At 65.0% G+C, this 14954-nt stretch carries 17 protein-coding genes and 2 pseudogenes; 10 read left to right on the top strand and 9 right to left on the bottom strand.

Features of this window, described 5'->3' with window-relative positions; genetic code table 11:
• Positions 1-3: 3 nt before the first annotated feature.
• From sdhD to ACSKB9_RS23530, 3 genes are all read right to left on the bottom strand, one after another.
• Positions 4-378 carry a succinate dehydrogenase, hydrophobic membrane anchor protein gene (gene sdhD / locus ACSKB9_RS23540; RefSeq protein ID WP_085964893.1) on the bottom strand — a complete coding sequence of 125 codons (375 nt, stop codon included), beginning with the start codon at positions 376-378 and terminating at the stop codon, positions 4-6.
• A gap of 14 nt (positions 379-392) precedes the next feature.
• Positions 393-791: a succinate dehydrogenase, cytochrome b556 subunit gene (gene sdhC, locus ACSKB9_RS23535; protein WP_028337891.1), complete on the bottom strand. Its 399-nt coding sequence runs from the start codon at positions 789-791 to the stop codon at positions 393-395.
• 230 nt (positions 792-1021) lie between these two features.
• Entirely contained in the window at positions 1022-1924 is a 903-nt protein-coding gene (locus ACSKB9_RS23530) for a LysR family transcriptional regulator (protein ID WP_438080362.1), read from the bottom strand.
• Positions 1925-2046: 122 nt separating this feature from the next.
• Here ACSKB9_RS23530 and ACSKB9_RS23525 point away from each other — a divergent pair, with 122 nt between their 5' ends.
• Positions 2047-2295, top strand: a complete 249-nt coding sequence (locus ACSKB9_RS23525) for a hypothetical protein (protein WP_253605532.1) — start codon at positions 2047-2049, stop codon at positions 2293-2295.
• A gap of 13 nt (positions 2296-2308) precedes the next feature.
• Positions 2309-3169 (top strand): sulfite exporter TauE/SafE family protein, encoded by an 861-nt coding sequence (locus tag ACSKB9_RS23520; protein ID WP_438076085.1) that lies wholly within the window; start codon positions 2309-2311, stop codon positions 3167-3169.
• Here ACSKB9_RS23520 and ACSKB9_RS23515 read toward each other — a convergent pair.
• Both ACSKB9_RS23515 and ACSKB9_RS23510 read right to left on the bottom strand, forming a co-directional pair.
• Positions 3147-3671, bottom strand: coding sequence for a DUF3658 domain-containing protein (locus ACSKB9_RS23515; protein WP_438076083.1), 525 nt, complete (start codon positions 3669-3671; stop codon positions 3147-3149). The genes ACSKB9_RS23520 and ACSKB9_RS23515 overlap by 23 nt on opposite strands.
• A 26-nt stretch (positions 3672-3697) precedes the next feature.
• A complete protein-coding gene (locus ACSKB9_RS23510) occupies positions 3698-5227 on the bottom strand; it encodes a malonate--CoA ligase (RefSeq protein WP_438076081.1) in 1530 nt (509 codons plus the stop codon).
• A gap of 86 nt (positions 5228-5313) precedes the next feature.
• On the opposite strand from ACSKB9_RS23510, the gene ACSKB9_RS23505 reads away from it, so the two are divergent.
• From ACSKB9_RS23505 to ACSKB9_RS23475, 7 genes and pseudogenes are all read left to right on the top strand, one after another.
• Entirely contained in the window at positions 5314-6075 is a 762-nt protein-coding gene (locus ACSKB9_RS23505; RefSeq protein WP_438076079.1) for an SDR family oxidoreductase, read from the top strand.
• A gap of 305 nt (positions 6076-6380) precedes the next feature.
• The gene (locus tag ACSKB9_RS23500; RefSeq protein WP_438076077.1) at positions 6381-7415 is read left to right on the top strand and encodes an IS110 family transposase; all 1035 of its coding nucleotides are present in this window, start codon (positions 6381-6383) and stop codon (positions 7413-7415) included.
• A 366-nt stretch (positions 7416-7781) separates the two neighbouring features.
• Positions 7782-8864 carry a zinc-binding dehydrogenase gene (locus ACSKB9_RS23495; protein ID WP_438076075.1) on the top strand — a complete coding sequence of 361 codons (1083 nt, stop codon included), beginning with the start codon at positions 7782-7784 and terminating at the stop codon, positions 8862-8864.
• A gap of 9 nt (positions 8865-8873) precedes the next feature.
• Positions 8874-9634 (top strand): annotated as a pseudogene (gene trmD / locus ACSKB9_RS23490) (tRNA (guanosine(37)-N1)-methyltransferase TrmD).
• 110 nt (positions 9635-9744) lie between these two features.
• Positions 9745-10125, top strand: coding sequence for a 50S ribosomal protein L19 (gene rplS / locus ACSKB9_RS23485; RefSeq protein WP_018269387.1), 381 nt, complete (start codon positions 9745-9747; stop codon positions 10123-10125).
• 343 nt (positions 10126-10468) lie between these two features.
• Complete coding sequence (leuC, locus tag ACSKB9_RS23480; protein ID WP_057020948.1) at positions 10469-11875, top strand: 3-isopropylmalate dehydratase large subunit; 1407 nt, start codon at positions 10469-10471, stop codon at positions 11873-11875.
• 171 nt (positions 11876-12046) lie between these two features.
• Positions 12047-12256 (top strand): hypothetical protein, encoded by a 210-nt coding sequence (locus ACSKB9_RS23475; RefSeq protein WP_438076072.1) that lies wholly within the window; start codon positions 12047-12049, stop codon positions 12254-12256.
• A gap of 61 nt (positions 12257-12317) precedes the next feature.
• On the opposite strand, the gene ACSKB9_RS23470 is transcribed toward ACSKB9_RS23475, so the two are convergent.
• Entirely contained in the window at positions 12318-12854 is a 537-nt protein-coding gene (locus tag ACSKB9_RS23470; RefSeq protein WP_438076070.1) for a hypothetical protein, read from the bottom strand.
• A 158-nt stretch (positions 12855-13012) separates the two neighbouring features.
• Between ACSKB9_RS23470 and ACSKB9_RS23465 the strand changes: the two are divergent.
• Positions 13013-13306, top strand: a pseudogene (locus ACSKB9_RS23465) (DUF1330 domain-containing protein).
• Between the two features lie 75 nt (positions 13307-13381).
• Here the strand turns inward: ACSKB9_RS23465 and ACSKB9_RS23460 are convergent.
• The 3 genes from ACSKB9_RS23460 to ACSKB9_RS23450 form a co-directional block, all read right to left on the bottom strand.
• On the bottom strand, positions 13382-13708 hold the full coding sequence (locus ACSKB9_RS23460) for a hypothetical protein (protein ID WP_438076068.1): 327 nt from the start codon (positions 13706-13708) through the stop codon (positions 13382-13384).
• A gap of 127 nt (positions 13709-13835) precedes the next feature.
• The gene (locus ACSKB9_RS23455) at positions 13836-14069 is read right to left on the bottom strand and encodes a hypothetical protein (protein ID WP_057020951.1); all 234 of its coding nucleotides are present in this window, start codon (positions 14067-14069) and stop codon (positions 13836-13838) included.
• Between the two features lie 554 nt (positions 14070-14623).
• A complete protein-coding gene (locus tag ACSKB9_RS23450; protein WP_057020952.1) occupies positions 14624-14950 on the bottom strand; it encodes a hypothetical protein in 327 nt (108 codons plus the stop codon).
• Between the last annotated feature and the right edge of the window lie 4 nt (positions 14951-14954).

Raw genomic sequence — 14954 nt, 5'->3', positions numbered from 1 at the left:
GGATCAGACTCCCGACGACAATTTGAGGATTGCGTAGATCGAGGCCAATGCGACCGCGACGCAGAAGAAGTTGTTCGCCATCACGCTGGCGATCTTCAGCTTCTCGTTATGGATGTAGTCTTCGATCACGACCTGCATGCCGATCTTCATGTGCCAGGTGCTGGCGATGATGAAGAGCAGCAGGATGATGGCGATCGGGATCGAGCCGAGGATCTGCGCCGCGCCGGCATGGTTGCGGCCGATCAGCGTGATTACCACGACGATCACGGGAACGATCAGCAGCGTCATCGCAACCGCGGTGAGGCGCTGGCGCCAGAAATCGCCCGTGCCGGTGTGCGCGGAGCCGAGGCCGCGGACGCGCTCCAGCGGCGTGCGCATCGAGGAGGGGCCGCTCATCGTCCACCTCCCACGGCGTAGGCAATGATCCAGACCAAAACGGTCAGCGCGATGCCGGCGACCAGCGCGCCCCAGGTCAGGGCTTCGCGCTCATTGGCCTTGAAGCCGTAGCCGAGGTCCCAGACGAAATGCCGGATGCCGCTGCACAGATGGTGCATCAGCGCCCATGTGTAGCCGAACACGATCAGCTTGCCGATCGCGCTGCCCGTGAAGGCCTGGACGTTGGCGTAAGCCGAGGGGCCGGAGGCGGCGGCGATCAGCCACCAGGCCAGCAGCAGCGTGCCGAAATAGAGGGCCAAACCCGTGGCGCGGTGGACGATGGACAGCGCCATCGTCAGCGTCCACCGGTAGGTCTGCAAATGGGGTGAAAGCGGTCGTTCGATCCTGGCGGTCATCGGCGGGCTTTATGTTGTGAGGGACCGCGGCCGGCCCATCGGGGAACGCGGTAGAGGAGTTCTGATTTACGGAGTCGGATCACCCCGCGCAACGGCCAAATAGCCTTCGGTCGAACCGAAGTTCATTGTTAGAGTTGCCGAATTCTGGTTGATCCGCAGTGTGGTATACCAGATGCAAGGTCGAGCGAACCAAGTAATGAATCAAGATGTTCGCGAATCGATCGGCGCGCTCAGCCGCCCGCAAACGGGGGTCGCAGGGCGTCGATTTTGCCCCAGCGTTCCACCAGATAATCGACAAATGCCCTGATCTTAGGCGATGCGAGACGTGAAGGTTGAAGCATCAGATGCAGCGGCGTCGGCGCCGGCTCATGGTCGATCAACAGGCGCGTCAGGCGGCCGTCGGCGAGATCGGACTGCACCTGCCAGGACGGCACGCGGACGATGCCGGCGCCCTCCCGCGCCGCGCTGACCAGGGCGTCGAGGCTATTCATCCAGAGCCGACCGGATATGCGGATTTTGCGACCCGTCTTGCTGCCGTCGGCAAAGCGCCACTCCGCGCTGCCGGGCGAATCGGAGAACACCAGGCAGTCATGCCCGGCAAGATCGTCCGGTGTCCGCGGCGCGCCGCACCGGGCCAGATAGTCCGGCGACGCGCACGCAATCATCTGCAGATCGGTGAGCTTGCGCGCCACGAGCTGCGAGTCGCGCAAGCGGCCGATGCGTATAGCCAGATGGATATCCTCCTCGACCATGTCGACGGCGCGGTCGACCAGAAGAAGGTCGACGGACAGCGCCGGATAGCGGCGCAGAAACTCGACCAGCAGCGGCGCGATCACGAGCCGTCCGATCAGACTCGGCGAGCTGACGCGGATCCGTCCCGATGGCTGATGCGGGTCGCGCGCCAGCGCCGCCTCGATCTCCCTGACTTCGCCGAGGATCGATTTCGCGCGCTCGTAGAGGATGCGTCCGTCGTCGGTCAGCGCGAGCTGGCGGGTGGTGCGCAGCAGCAGGCGAGTGCCGAAATGCTCCTCGAGCGCGCTGATCTGCCGGCTCACCGAGGTCAGCGAGCTCGGCAGCGAGCGCGCGGCCGCCGACAGGCTGCCGCTCTCGACCGCGCGGACAAAGGCCGCCATCGCCGCAAGCCGGTCCAAGCCCGATCCTTCCGCATTTCGCAAGAGAGCCTACTCATCTGCAGCAATACCCCCGTCTTTCAGAAGGGTCTAGCCTGACGGCTCCACGATTTGAGGAGTTCGACATGGCCTCAACGTCAATCCGTCCAACTTCGCTCGAGCGGCGCGGACGTGCCGGCCGCGCCGGTGCCGACGATCCGGCCATCCTGCTTGTTTTCTCCTGCGTCGGACTGTTAATCGACGTGCTGACGTTGCCGATGCAGGGCGCGACGTCCTCGATCCCACTCCGCTTTGCCTTGATTGCGGTCGCTGCTCCCGTGGCAGCGTTGGTCGCACTGTGGTTGGCCGACCGCACCGAGGCAGGCGCCTCCTGACGATGCGAAGGACATGATGGCCGGCCTCGATCCCAAGGAATTGCTCGAACTCGCGCTGCTACTGATCGCGGTCGGGGCGCTGTCGGGCTTTCTCGCCGGTCTGTTCGGCATCGGCGGCGGCGCGATCCTGGTGCCGGTGTTCTACGAATGCTTCCGCCTCGCCGGCGTGCCGCTCGAGGTGCGGATGCCGCTGTGTATCGGTACCTCGCTCGCGATCATCATCCCGACCTCGCTAAGCTCGTTCCGCGCCCATTATCGTCGCGGCGCGGTCGATATGGCGATCCTGAAGCGCTGGTGGCTGCCGATCGTGATCGGCGTTGCCGCCGGCAGCGTCACCGCGCGCTTTGCGCCGGAGCGGCTGTTCAAGATCGTGTTCGTGATGGTGGCATGGTCGGCGGCCGCGCGATTGTTACTGGCGCGCGAGACCTGGAAGTTCGGCGACGACGTGCCGAAGGGCTTCCTGATGCGCGTCTATGGCTTCTTCGTCGGCCTGCTCTCGACGCTGATGGGCATCGGCGGCGGCCTGTTCGCCAATCTCTTGATGACCTTCTACGGCCGGCCGATCCATCAGGCGGTCGCGACGTCTTCCGCGCTCGCGGTGCTGATCTCGATCCCCGGCGCGCTGGGTTATGTCTATGCCGGCTGGCCCGCCGCCGCGCGCTTCCCCGACGTCACCGCGCTGCAGCTGCCGTTCGCGCTCGGTTACGTCTCGCTGATCGGGGCGCTGCTGGTAATGCCGACCACGCTGGTCACCGCGCCGCTCGGCGTCAAGGTCGCGCACGCGCTGTCGAAGCGGGCGCTGGAGGTGGCGTTCGGGGCCTATCTCTTCATTGTCGGCGGACGGTTCGTGATCAGCTTGCTGGGCGGGCACTGATCGGCTCGTCCTTCAGCCGCACTTCGCTGTGACCCCACCGTCGGAGGTCTCCGACACCCTCGATCCGATCGGCGTGGGACAGGAATCGCAAGCGCGCTCCGATCATTTCAGGAGCTATCGGCAATTTCAGTTTCTCGCAGTCTGCCATCGCGACCCCTATAATCATCGCGACCTTCTGCCATCGCGATGTCAGGGCCGACATGATGATGTCGTCGAGCGCAGCTTCCGTAGCGTCGCGGGGGAGACGCACGTCGCTCCACTTCAGTTCGGAGGTCGGGGGAGGCAGTTCTTCATGAAGCTCCAGCTTCATCAGGTCGCGAAACTGTTCGTAGAGCGGTAGCATCACCTGCCATTCCAGCTCGAGCAGGAGGTCATAAAGCGGGCCATCCAATTCAAGCCGCTCCTGTTTTCCGAGCTCCGCAATCGCGACTCGAGCCTTCTTCATCGCCTCGTGCGCGATGACGAGTTGATCGTTAATCTGGATAGCCTGCTCCCGCTCCATCTACCCCTCACGACGTTCTTGCGGCTTCATCCCTTTGCGTAGATATCCTTATACGTATCGCGCAAAATATTCTTCTGCACCTTGCCCATCGCGTTGCGCGGCAATTCCTCGACGACGAAGACGCGCTTCGGCATCTTGAACTTCGCCAGCCGTCCGTCGAGCGCCTTCAGCACCGCGGCCTCGCTGACATCGGCGCCCTTGGCGCAGACCAGAACGGCGGTGACGCCTTCGCCGAAATCGGCATGCGGCACGCCGATCACGGCTGACTCGATCACGCCGGGCATGGCGTCGATCTCGCTCTCGATCTCCTTCGGATAGACATTGAAGCCGCCCGAGATCACAAGATCCTTGCCGCGGCCGAGGATGTGGACATAGCCCTTGTCGTCGATCTTGCCGAGGTCGCCGGTGATGAAGAAGCCGTCGGCGCGGAATTCGGCCTTGGTCTTCTCCGGCATCCGCCAGTAGCCCTGGAACACGTTCGGGCCGTTGACCTCGATCATGCCGATGGTCTCCCGCGGAAGCTCCTTGCCGGTCTCGGGATCGGTGACCCGCACCGAAACGCCGGGCAGCGCGAAGCCGACCGCGCCGGGCACGCGGTCGCCGTCATAGGGGTTGCTCGTGTTCATGTTGGTCTCGGTCATGCCGTAGCGCTCGAGCACGGCGTGGCCGGTGCGATCAGACCATTCGCGATGGGTGTCGGCGAGCAGCGGCGCCGAGCCCGAGATGAACAGCCGCATGTGCCCGGTGGCGTCCTTGTTCAGGCCGGGATTCTGCAGCAGGCGGGTATAGAAGGTAGGCACGCCCATCATCACGGTGGCGCGCGCCATCAGCTTGATGATCACGTCCGGATCGAACTTCGGCAGGAAGATCATCGAGGCGCGCGCAAACAGCGTCACGTTGCTCGCCACGAACAGGCCGTGGGTGTGATAGATCGGCAGCGCGTGGATCAGCACGTCCTTGTCGGTGAAGCGCCAGTAGTCGACCAGCGAGTACGAGTTCGAGGCCAGATTGTCGTGCGACAGCATCGCGCCCTTGGAGCGGCCGGTGGTGCCCGACGTGTAGAGGATCGCGGCGAGATCATTGTTGCCGCGCGGCACGGTGGCGAATTCCTTCGCCGCCTGGTCGGCGGCCTCGGTCAGCGAGCCGTTGCCGTTGGCACGGAGCGTCTCGACCTTGGCGCCCACCTTGGCGGCGATCGCCTTGATGCCGTCCTGTTTGGAAGGATCGCAGACCACCAGCGCCGGCTCGGCGTCGGTGATGAAGTATTCGAGCTCGTTCAGTGTATAGGCGGTGTTGAGCGGCAGATAGACGCCGCCGGCGCGCACGGTGGCGAGATACAGCACCAGGGCCGAAACCGACTTCTCGGTCTGCGCCGCGACGCGGTCGCCCGGCTTGACGCCGCGCTCGACCAGCACGTTCGCCATCTGGCCGGCGCGCGCGATCAGATCGCCATAGGAGATGCGGCTGCCGTCGAGCTGCTCGATCGCGAGCCGGCTGGGGTCGTCGAGGCCGTCGAACAGGCGGGAAAACAGGTTGGCGTTGGTGGTCGTGTTCATGCAAAGATTCCCCGAGGGGCGAAGGGCCGGAAGATTTCGGCTGGATTAGCAAAAACGCCCTTCAGAAAGCAACGGAGACAGTTTGCATGACAAATAATGGGAAACGCGTGGCCTGGGTCACCGGCGGCGGCACCGGAATCGGCGAATCCGGGGCGGAGTTCCTGGCTGCGGACGGCTGGACCGTGGTGGTCTCCGGCCGCCGCAAGGAAGAGCTCGACCGCGTGGTGGCCAACATCACCAAAAAGGGCGGCAAGGCCGAGGCGATCCCGCTCGATGTCAGCAATAAGACCGACGTCAACAAGGCCGCCGAGGCGATCGTCGGCAGGCACGACCGCATCGACCTCCTGGTCAACAGCGCCGGCATCAACGTGCCGAAGCGCAGCTGGGCCGACATGGAACTGGAAGGCTGGGACAAGCTCGTCGAGGTCAACCTCAACGGCGTGCTCTACTGCATGCGCGCGGTGCTGCCGACGATGCGCAAGCAGAAGGACGGCTGCATCATCAACGTCGCCTCCTGGGCCGGCCGCCACGTCTCGAAGATGCCGGGCCCGGCCTACACCACGACCAAGCACGCCGTGCTGGCGCTGACCCATTCCTTCAACATGGACGAATGCGTCAACGGCCTGCGCGCTTGCTGCCTGTCGCCGGGCGAGGTCGCGACCCCAATCCTGAAGCAGCGGCCGGTGGTGCCGAGCGAAGCCGAGCAGGCCAAGATGCTGCAGCCCGAGGATTGCGGCCGCACCATCGCCTTCGTCGCCAGCATGCCGGCACGGGTGTGCATGAACGAGATCCTGATCAGCCCGACCCACAACCGCGGCTTCATCCAGACGCCGGCGAACCGGGATTAGATGAGGACCGTCTTCTCCTTCCCCCTGAAAGGGGGAAGGCTAGGATGGGGGTCAGCCGCAGGCTATGCTGTATGCGGAGAGCGCTGATCCCCACCCGCTTTGCTCTGCGAGCAAAGCGACCTCCCCTTTTCAAGGGGAGGTTGGAGCTCCGTAGATGGGGTAACGGGCCGGCCGCCCGCTCGCTACGGCGCAATTTGGAAGCGCGCTCGCGAGCGGCCTGTTGGTTGGAAGGCGGTCGTCCCTCAAACTGATGGTGTCGAAACGGAGTCGGGCAAGCCCGCTCCAAGCATCATCGAGGGACGACCATGTACCACTATGCAGGAATTGATGTGTCTTTGGAATGCTCGAGCGTTTGCCTTGTCGATGGTTCGGGCAAGATTTTGCGCGAGACGAAGGTTGCGAGCGAGCCGGCGGCGCTGATTGCCTGGTTCCGATCGCTGGGGCAACTGCCGGACCGGATCGGGCTGGAAGCAGGCCCCTTGTCGCAATGGCTGTATGCGGGTCTGCGAGACGCAGGGCTTGCGGTTGAGCTGCTGGAAACGCGGCACGTTCGGGAAGCCTTCAAGTCGATGCCAGTGAAGACGGATCGCAACGATGCCCGCCGGATCGCGCAGTTGATGCGGCTCGGCTGGTTCCGACCGGTGCACTGCAAGTCGGTCGCGGCGCAGGAGACCCGCGCCATCCTGACGGCGCGCAAGCTGCTGCAATCCAAGCTTCGCGATGTCGAGAACAGCCTGCGCGGCGTGCTCCGCGGTTTTGGCCTGAAGGTCGGTGCGACAACCGAGCGCACGTTCGCCGGACGCATCCGCGAGCTCGTGACCGGCCATCCCGGACTGGAGTTGGTCGCGGCGGCGCTGCTCCAGGCCCATGCCGTGCTGCTGCGCGAGTTCAACAGCCTGGACAAGCACACCCAGAAGCTCGCCAGGACGCATCCGCAAGCGAGGCTCCTGATGACGACGCCGTCGGTGGGCCCGATCGTGGCGCTCACCTATGCTTCGGCGGTCGACGACCCGCAGCGCTTTCGCTCCTCGAAGGCCACGGGAGCCCACTTTGGGCTCACCCCGAAGAAGTACCAATCCGGCGAGACCGATTACACCGGCCGCATCAGCAAGATCGGGGATGCGTCCGTGCGCGAGGCGCTCTACCAGGCGGCTCACGTCATGCTGACCAAGCCGGTCAAGAATTGCTCGGCATTGAAGAGCTGGGCGATGCGGATCGCCAGGCGCGCAGGCATGCGCAAGGCCAAGGTAGCGCTCGCGCGCAAACTCGCCGTGATCCTGCATCGCATGCTCGCCGACGCTCGACCGTTCAATCCGACGGTCAACGCCATGGCAAGCTAAGCAAGGAGTATCGATCGGTTCTGGGCGGGCCACGACACCAGGCTCTCCCCGAGCGAGGTCCCTAGCCGGGACGATGGATCCGGTCAGGCCGCCATCCGGGAAGTGGCTCACAACCACGCTTCCGTAGATTGGCCGGCCGGCTCCTCAAATGCACCCCATCAGGCGACGGCCACCGCGCCGATCCCGTACAGAAGCAAGTGCCCGGCGACTGGATCACGCAAAAAGGGATTGACTAACCAAGGCCCGTTACAGAAGCCCGGATGAAGCGCAGCGCAATCCGGGGCCGCTCGTCATTGCTTGCACGATTCCCGGATTGCGCTTCGCTCCATCCGGGCTACCTAAGCAATGGTCTCACGGAGCATCCCAATGACAAGCACGCACAAGGCCTGGCGGCTGCACGCCCACAACGATCTGCGCTTCGAGGATGTTGCGACGCCGAGGCCCGCGCCCGATGGCGTCGTGGTGCGGATCGAGGCCGGCATGGTGCTGTCCTACACCAACAAGCTTCTGTCCGGCGCGCTGCCCTACAGCCTGCCGCCGATGCCGTTCGTGCCGGGCACCAACGCGATCGCGCGCGTCGTCGCCACCGGCGACAACGTCACGCATGTGCAAAGCGGCGACCGCGTATTCCTGAGCCCGCATCTGCGCGGCGACGTGCCGGATCGCGATCCGCCGCAGATCCTGATCGGCCTCACCGCGACGGTGACGACGCCGGAGGCGTTCGCGCTGCAGGCGCGCTGGCGCGACGGCGTGTTCGCGGAGATCGCGCACTGGCCGGCCGCCTGCGTCACGCCGCTCGCCAATCTCGACGACAAGCCGGCCACCGAACTGATCGGGCTCGCCAAACTGATCGTGCCGTTCGGCGGATTGCAGCGCTCCGGCCTGCGCGGCGGACAGACCATCATCGTCAACGGCGCGACCGGCTATTTCGGGTCGGGCGGCGTGATGCTCGCGGTCGCGATGGGCGCGGGCCGCGTCGTCGCCGTCGGACGCAAGGAGGCCGCGCTCGAGCAGTTGCGCGATGCGTTCGGCCCGCGCGTCATTCCCGCCGTCGTCAGCGGCGATGCCGCAGCCGACCTTGCGGTCATCCGCCGCGCCGCCGGCGGCACCGCCGATGTCGCGCTTGATTTGCTCGGCGCCGCCAAGAGCACCTCGACCACACTGTCCTCCCTGCGCGCGCTCAGGCGTGGCGGCCGGATGGTGCTGATGGGCAGCGCCGAGGTGCCGCTCGAACTCTCGTTCCGCGAGATGCTGGCCAACGACTGGGAGGTGGTCGGGCAGTTCATGTACGACCGCACGGCACCAGGCCAGCTCGCCGGCCTCGCCGCCGAAGGCCTGCTGGACCTGCGCAAGATCAATGTCGCGACCTTCAAGCTTGCCGACTTCCGACGCGCGGTGGACGCGGCCGCGATGATGCAGAGCCTCGACCTCACGGCCGTGGTGCCGTAACCAGAGGCCATGACATCGCAAGAGACACCCGCCCAGGCGACACCATGGCGCGCGACCGTGCTGACCCTGTTCCCGGACATGTTTCCGGGGCCGCTCGGCGTGAGCCTGGCCGGCAAGGCGCTGGCTGGCGGACTCTGGGCGCTGGAAGCGCGCGACATCCGGGCCTCGGCGACCGACAAGCACCGCAGCGTCGACGACACGCCAGCGGGCGGCGGTCCGGGCATGGTGCTGCGGGCCGATGTCCTGGCGGCGGCGATCGACGCCGCTGATATCGCGCCTGACCGTCCGCGCCTCTTGATGAGCCCGCGCGGTCGGCCATTGACCCAGACCCAGGTCGCGGAGCTGGCGGCCGGCCCCGGCCCCCTCATCGTCTGCGGCCGCTTCGAGGGCATCGACCAGCGGGTGATCGAGGCGCGGGGCCTTGAGGAGGTCTCGATCGGCGATTATGTGCTGTCCGGCGGCGAAATCGCCGCGATGGCCCTGATCGACGCCTGCGTCCGCCTGCTGCCGGGGGTGATGGGCAAGCAGGCCTCGGGAACCGAGGAAAGCTTTTCCGAAGGACTACTGGAATACCCCAATACACCCGCCCGCAGGAGTTCGAGGGCAAGCCAATCCCGGAAATCCTGATTTCCGGCGATCACGCCAAGGTCGCGGCCTGGCGGCTGGCCCAGTCCGAGGCCCTGACGGCGGCCCGGCGGCCCGATCTCTGGGCCCGCAGGGCCGGCCAAAAAGCCGCTCGGCGAGGGACAAAAAACACGACAGACGGGTGACAAACCCTGCGCTTTGCCTTATACGGGCGGCCAAATCCGCACCCGCGCAGGATAGATGGACGTTTGCGCAGCCCCCATACAGGCTGGGCGCGCCGCCGATGGAGATTTCGATGAACCTTATTCAGCAGCTCGAAAAAGAGCAGTTCGACAAGCTCGCCGCCACCAAGGATATCCCGGAATTCGGCCCCGGCGACACCGTCATCGTCAACGTGAAGGTGGTCGAAGGCGAGCGTACCCGCGTGCAGGCCTATGAGGGCGTTTGCATCGGCCGTTCCGGCCAGGGCCTCAACGAGAGCTTCACCGTGCGCAAGATCTCCTACGGCGAAGGCGTCGAGCGCGTCTTCCCGGTGATGTCGCCGATGATCGACTCGATCAAGGTCGTGCGTCGCGGCAAGGTTCGTCGCGCCAAGCTTTATTATCTGCGCAACCTGCGCGGCAAGTCGGCCCGCATCGTCGAGAAGCAGGACCGCCAGACCGCCGTCGGCGAGTAACGTTTCCCTCAGGGGATGTGACCAAAAGCGCGGGGCCTGCCCCGCGCTTTTTGTTGCGGCATACCTATCTGACTTGCAGGCCCGCGCATGGATCGATTGTCGCGGGCGCGAGCCCTGTGTTAGAAATTTAGAATGGTTCCGGATCAAGCAAGCCAGCCCTGCCAGCGCGTCGTGATCGACGATCGCTCGCGGCTGCCCGGCCGCTTCTTCGGGCGCTTTGCGACGTCGGCAACGTCCGAGCTTAGACGCGCAGCGTAGCGCTGCCTGGACGCTTTCGCCTGTCCGCTCGCTTAAGACGCGCTCATGCCATTCCACTACTGAATTTCTTCTGGAGCTGAAGCTCATGTCCAAACCGACAACGCTGTACGACAAGATCTGGAACGACCATCTGGTCCACGAGGCCGACGACGGCACCTGCCTGCTCTATATCGATCGCCATCTGGTGCACGAGGTGACCTCGCCGCAGGCGTTCGAAGGGCTGCGCGCCGCCGGCCGCAAGGTGCACGCGCCCGAGAAGACGCTCGCCGTAGTCGACCACAACATCCCGACCACCGACCGTTCGAAGCCGAACCCCGACCCTGAAAGCATCGAGCAGATGCGGGTGATGGCCGAGAACGCCAAGGAATTCGGCATCGAGTATTACAACGAGTTCGACAAGCGCCAGGGCATCGTTCACGTCATCGGCCCGGAGCAGGGTTTTACGCTGCCCGGCACCACCATCGTCTGCGGTGACAGCCACACCTCGACGCATGGCGCGTTCGGCGCGCTCGCGCACGGCATCGGCACCTCCGAGGTCGAGCACGTGCTGGCGACGCAGACGCTGATCCAGAAGAAGGCCAAGAACATGCGCGCGATCGTCGACGGCAAGTTGCCCGAAGGCGTGACCGGCAAGGACATCATCCTGGCGATCATCGGCGAGATCGGCACCGCCGGCGGCACCGGCTACGTGCTGGAATATGCCGGCGAGGCGATCCGTGCGCTCTCGATGGAAGGCCGCATGACGGTCTGCAACATGTCGATCGAAGGCGGCGCGCGCGCCGGCCTGGTCGCGCCCGACCAGAAGGCGTTCGACTTCCTGCGCGGCCGCCCGAAGGCGCCGAAGGGCGCCGCCTGGGACGCCGCGATGCGCTACTGGGAGACGCTGCGCTCCGACGAGGGCGCGCATTTCGACCACGAGATCCGGCTCGATGCGGCCAAGCTGCCGCCGATCGTCACCTGGGGCACGAGCCCTGAGGACGTCATCTCGGTGACCGGCTTCGTGCCCGATCCCGACAAGATCGCCGATGAGGCCAAGCGCATCTCCAAGCATCGCGCGCTGAAATATATGGGCCTGACCGCCGGCACGAAGATCACCGACATCAAGCTCGACCGCGTCTTCATCGGCTCCTGCACCAACGGCCGCATCGAGGACCTGCGCGCTGCCGCGAAGATCGCCGAGGGCAAGACCGTCAACGGCAATGTCAACGCGATGATCGTGCCGGGCTCCGGCATCGTGAAGGAGCAGGCGGAAGCCGAAGGCCTCGACAAGATCTTCATTGCGGCCGGCTTCGACTGGCGCGAGCCAGGCTGCTCGATGTGCCTTGCGATGAACCCGGACAAGCTGAAGCCGGAAGAGCGCTGCGCCTCGACCTCGAACCGCAATTTCGAGGGCCGCCAGGGCTTCAAGGGCCGCACCCATCTGGTGTCGCCCGCGATGGCCGCGGCCGCCGCGATCGCCGGCCACTTCGTCGACGTCCGCGACTGGCGCTAAGGCAAGCGCCAGATTCTTTTTTGACGCGCTTTCTTCACGCGAACCGGGGCCACTTCGCTCGAAAACGCTATTGCTTCGTCTCAAGCTCGAGCCGTTTCGGAAACGGCTCGTTAACGGGGCGCACGCACACTGCCTCCTTGCGAAAACAAGCCTTCGCAAGGAGCGCGTGCCGTGGCCGATAAACCCGAATTCGTCGACATGATCAGCGACGCGACGCGCCAGAAGCGCCGTCGTGCCGTGACGCGCATCATCGATCCGCTTCCCGAGGCGAAGGAAACCTCGCGCCTCAGCCACTGGCCGCCGGAGCGCTGGACGCAATGGCGGATGGAAAACCTGACGCCGTGGAAGATAAAGTCCTGGAAGCTGAAGAACTGGGACTAGCACCGCCGCGAGCGAGAGGAGCAAGACGGGCGCCGTGAGGCGCCCGCTGTCATTTCAAACTTTACCAATAGACCCGGTACGACCGCCAGTAGTGGCGGTGGGGCCACCACGGCCGGCAGATCCTTCGCGGTCCGTAATAGGTCCAGACCACCCGGCAACGGCGGTGATGATAATAGGCCGGGTAATAGTAGGACGATCCGTAGAAGAAGCGCCGGTGATGGAAGTGCCGGCGGTAATAGGGCCGATAGCCGTAGCGGTAACCGCCGCCGTAGAAGCGGTGGTAGCCACCATAATGGCGATGGAAGCCGCCATAGCGATAGCCGCCATGGAACGCCGGCGCGGCGCGGAAGCCGCCACCATGGAAGCCACGGCCGTGAAATCCGCCGCCGTGGAATCCACCACCGCGGAAGCCGCCACCGCCGTGCCGGACCTGGGTGGTCATGGCATCGGCGGCAGACTTTGCCGCGGGCGCGGTGCCCGGGCTCACCAGCGACAGCGCTTCGGCGCGCTGCTGCGAAGCGACCGACAATGCGAAGACCGCGGCCGCCGCAACGCCGAGACGGCGCACCAATCCGCGCCGCAAATAGCTCTCCCTCATCTCTGAACCTCCCTGACAACGGCAACGAGCACCATGCCGCATGGCAGCCGGTTTCATTGCGTTCATTGCAGTCGCTCCCGGCATGACGCTAGAAATGCCGACGTGAATGCGCCATGAACGCGCAAAACGCTGCGGCGAAACGTCCGGGAGGAAGCTCAGTGACTGTCTATGTGGTCGTGCAACTCAAGATGACCGATCGCGCCGCCTATGATCGGTATCAGGCGCGCTTCTTCGAGGTGTTCAGGTAGTTCGACGGACGCCTGCTGTCGGCAGACGAAGAGCCCGCGGTGCTCGAGGGCAGCTGGGATCGCGACAAGCTGGTGCTGATGTCGTTCCCTGACGAAGCCGCATTCCGTGCCTGGTCGGAGTCGGCCGAATATGTCGAGATCTCCAGGGATCGCAAGGCGGGCGCGCAAGGCATTGTGCTGCTGGCGAAGGGCTTCGCGCCCTGAGACGGATGGAGCAGCTCCGATCGGAGGTGCTCTCTCGTTGCAGCGCTGGTGTCGCGCATAGCGCGACTGCACGCATCACCAGAACGGGCCGAAGCCGAAGCCGAAGGTGAATGGCGCCGGCGCGGCATATGGGTACGGCCGATAGTGATAGGGCCGCCCGTAATAATAGGAGCCGTACGGCCGATAATAGGAATAGGGCCGGTAGTACGGCCGGTAGCCGTAGTGATAGTGGCGACGATGGTAATGGTGATGATGGCGCTGCGCGCTGATATCCGTTGCCTTGCCTGCTTGCCGCTGCGGTGCCGCGGCCTGCGGCGTGGCTGATGCCGCGGCGGTTGCCGATGCCGGCGCTGTCAACGCGAATGCACAAGCGACAGCCGCGACACCGATCCATCTCATCATGATCAACTCCTGCAGATTGCGATGGATATCATCTCGCGTGGGCGAATCTGCCGGTTTGATGGCTGAGAACGACAACAGGCCCGCTGCTCACGGGCCTGTGTCTCAACTGCGCTAATACGCCGCGCGATCAACGGCGCCAGTGGCGACGATGCCCCCAGCCGCGGTGATGTCCGCGATGCCAGCCACGATGCCAGCCGCGCCCACCCCAGCGTACCTGCGTGGTCGCCTGGTTCGCGTTGTCCTGAACCGTGGCGGCTGTGCCTGGCGTAGCGAGCGACATCGCGCTTGCACGCTCGGCCGGCGCCGCCAACACCAACACGGCACCGACAGCCGCGAGCCCCAGAACCTTCATCGCCTTCATGAATTGTCTCCTTGATCCTTTGATGTCACGTCTTGCAGCGACGACTTGAACTTCTGCTTGACGCGTTTTCCTCACGCGAACCGGTGTCCGTCCCGCATCACGCGCGGGACAGGCTCCGCTGGAAAACGCTTCAGCTTTCGAATCGACGCCGTTGCCGCGACGCAGATCGCTAGCAGAATGCGGACGACGTGAATGGGAAGTGAATGACTGCGCCACGAACATGAATGCTGCCGGCGCGCTTCAGGTTCCGGCACTGCGCGCGATTTTTCGCGTTGGTGTGCAAACGACATAGACGATGGTCGTATCTCGCGTTCTGTCCGTTGCAGGATTGCCATGACACAAACGCGCACGCAGGTGGCTGCTTCGAACAGCCCTCGCGGCGCTCAGCTGTTCCATCATGCTCGGCGATGTCGCGCTCGCCGCCAAGGACCGGGCGACGACATCGGCACCGCAAGCCATCGCACGCGGATGCTGATGGCGGCGGCGGTCTATGGGGCGACAGGATTGATTGCGGCTATTGCGATGATCGGCACGGCGCGCCGACATACGCATAACTAGCCCGGCCGCCAGAAGCAGTTCATGCGCGGCGTGATCACGGTACCGCTCGGCCGGTGCTCCTGCACATAGGTCGCGGTGCAGTCGCGCACGGCGTTCGGACCGGGGTTGTAGCGCGGGATGACATCGGGTTCCCAATGATCGGGCCGGGACCGGTAGATCGGCACGCGCTTCAGCCGGCGGCGCTCGACGACGCGCGTGCGCGCGACCGGTGCCGCCTCGCCGACGCGCGCCTCAGCCGCCGCGCTCTGTGCCTGCGCCTTTGTCGCCGGGAGCGAGAGCCCGACTGCTACAGCCAACAGCGCTGTCGCCACGATCCGTTTCATTACG

The sequence above is a fragment of the Bradyrhizobium sp. BR 1433 genome (assembly GCF_051547665.1).
GTDB lineage: Bacteria > Pseudomonadota > Alphaproteobacteria > Rhizobiales > Xanthobacteraceae > Bradyrhizobium > Bradyrhizobium australafricanum.
This window is presented reverse-complemented; position numbering and strand designations above follow the sequence as displayed.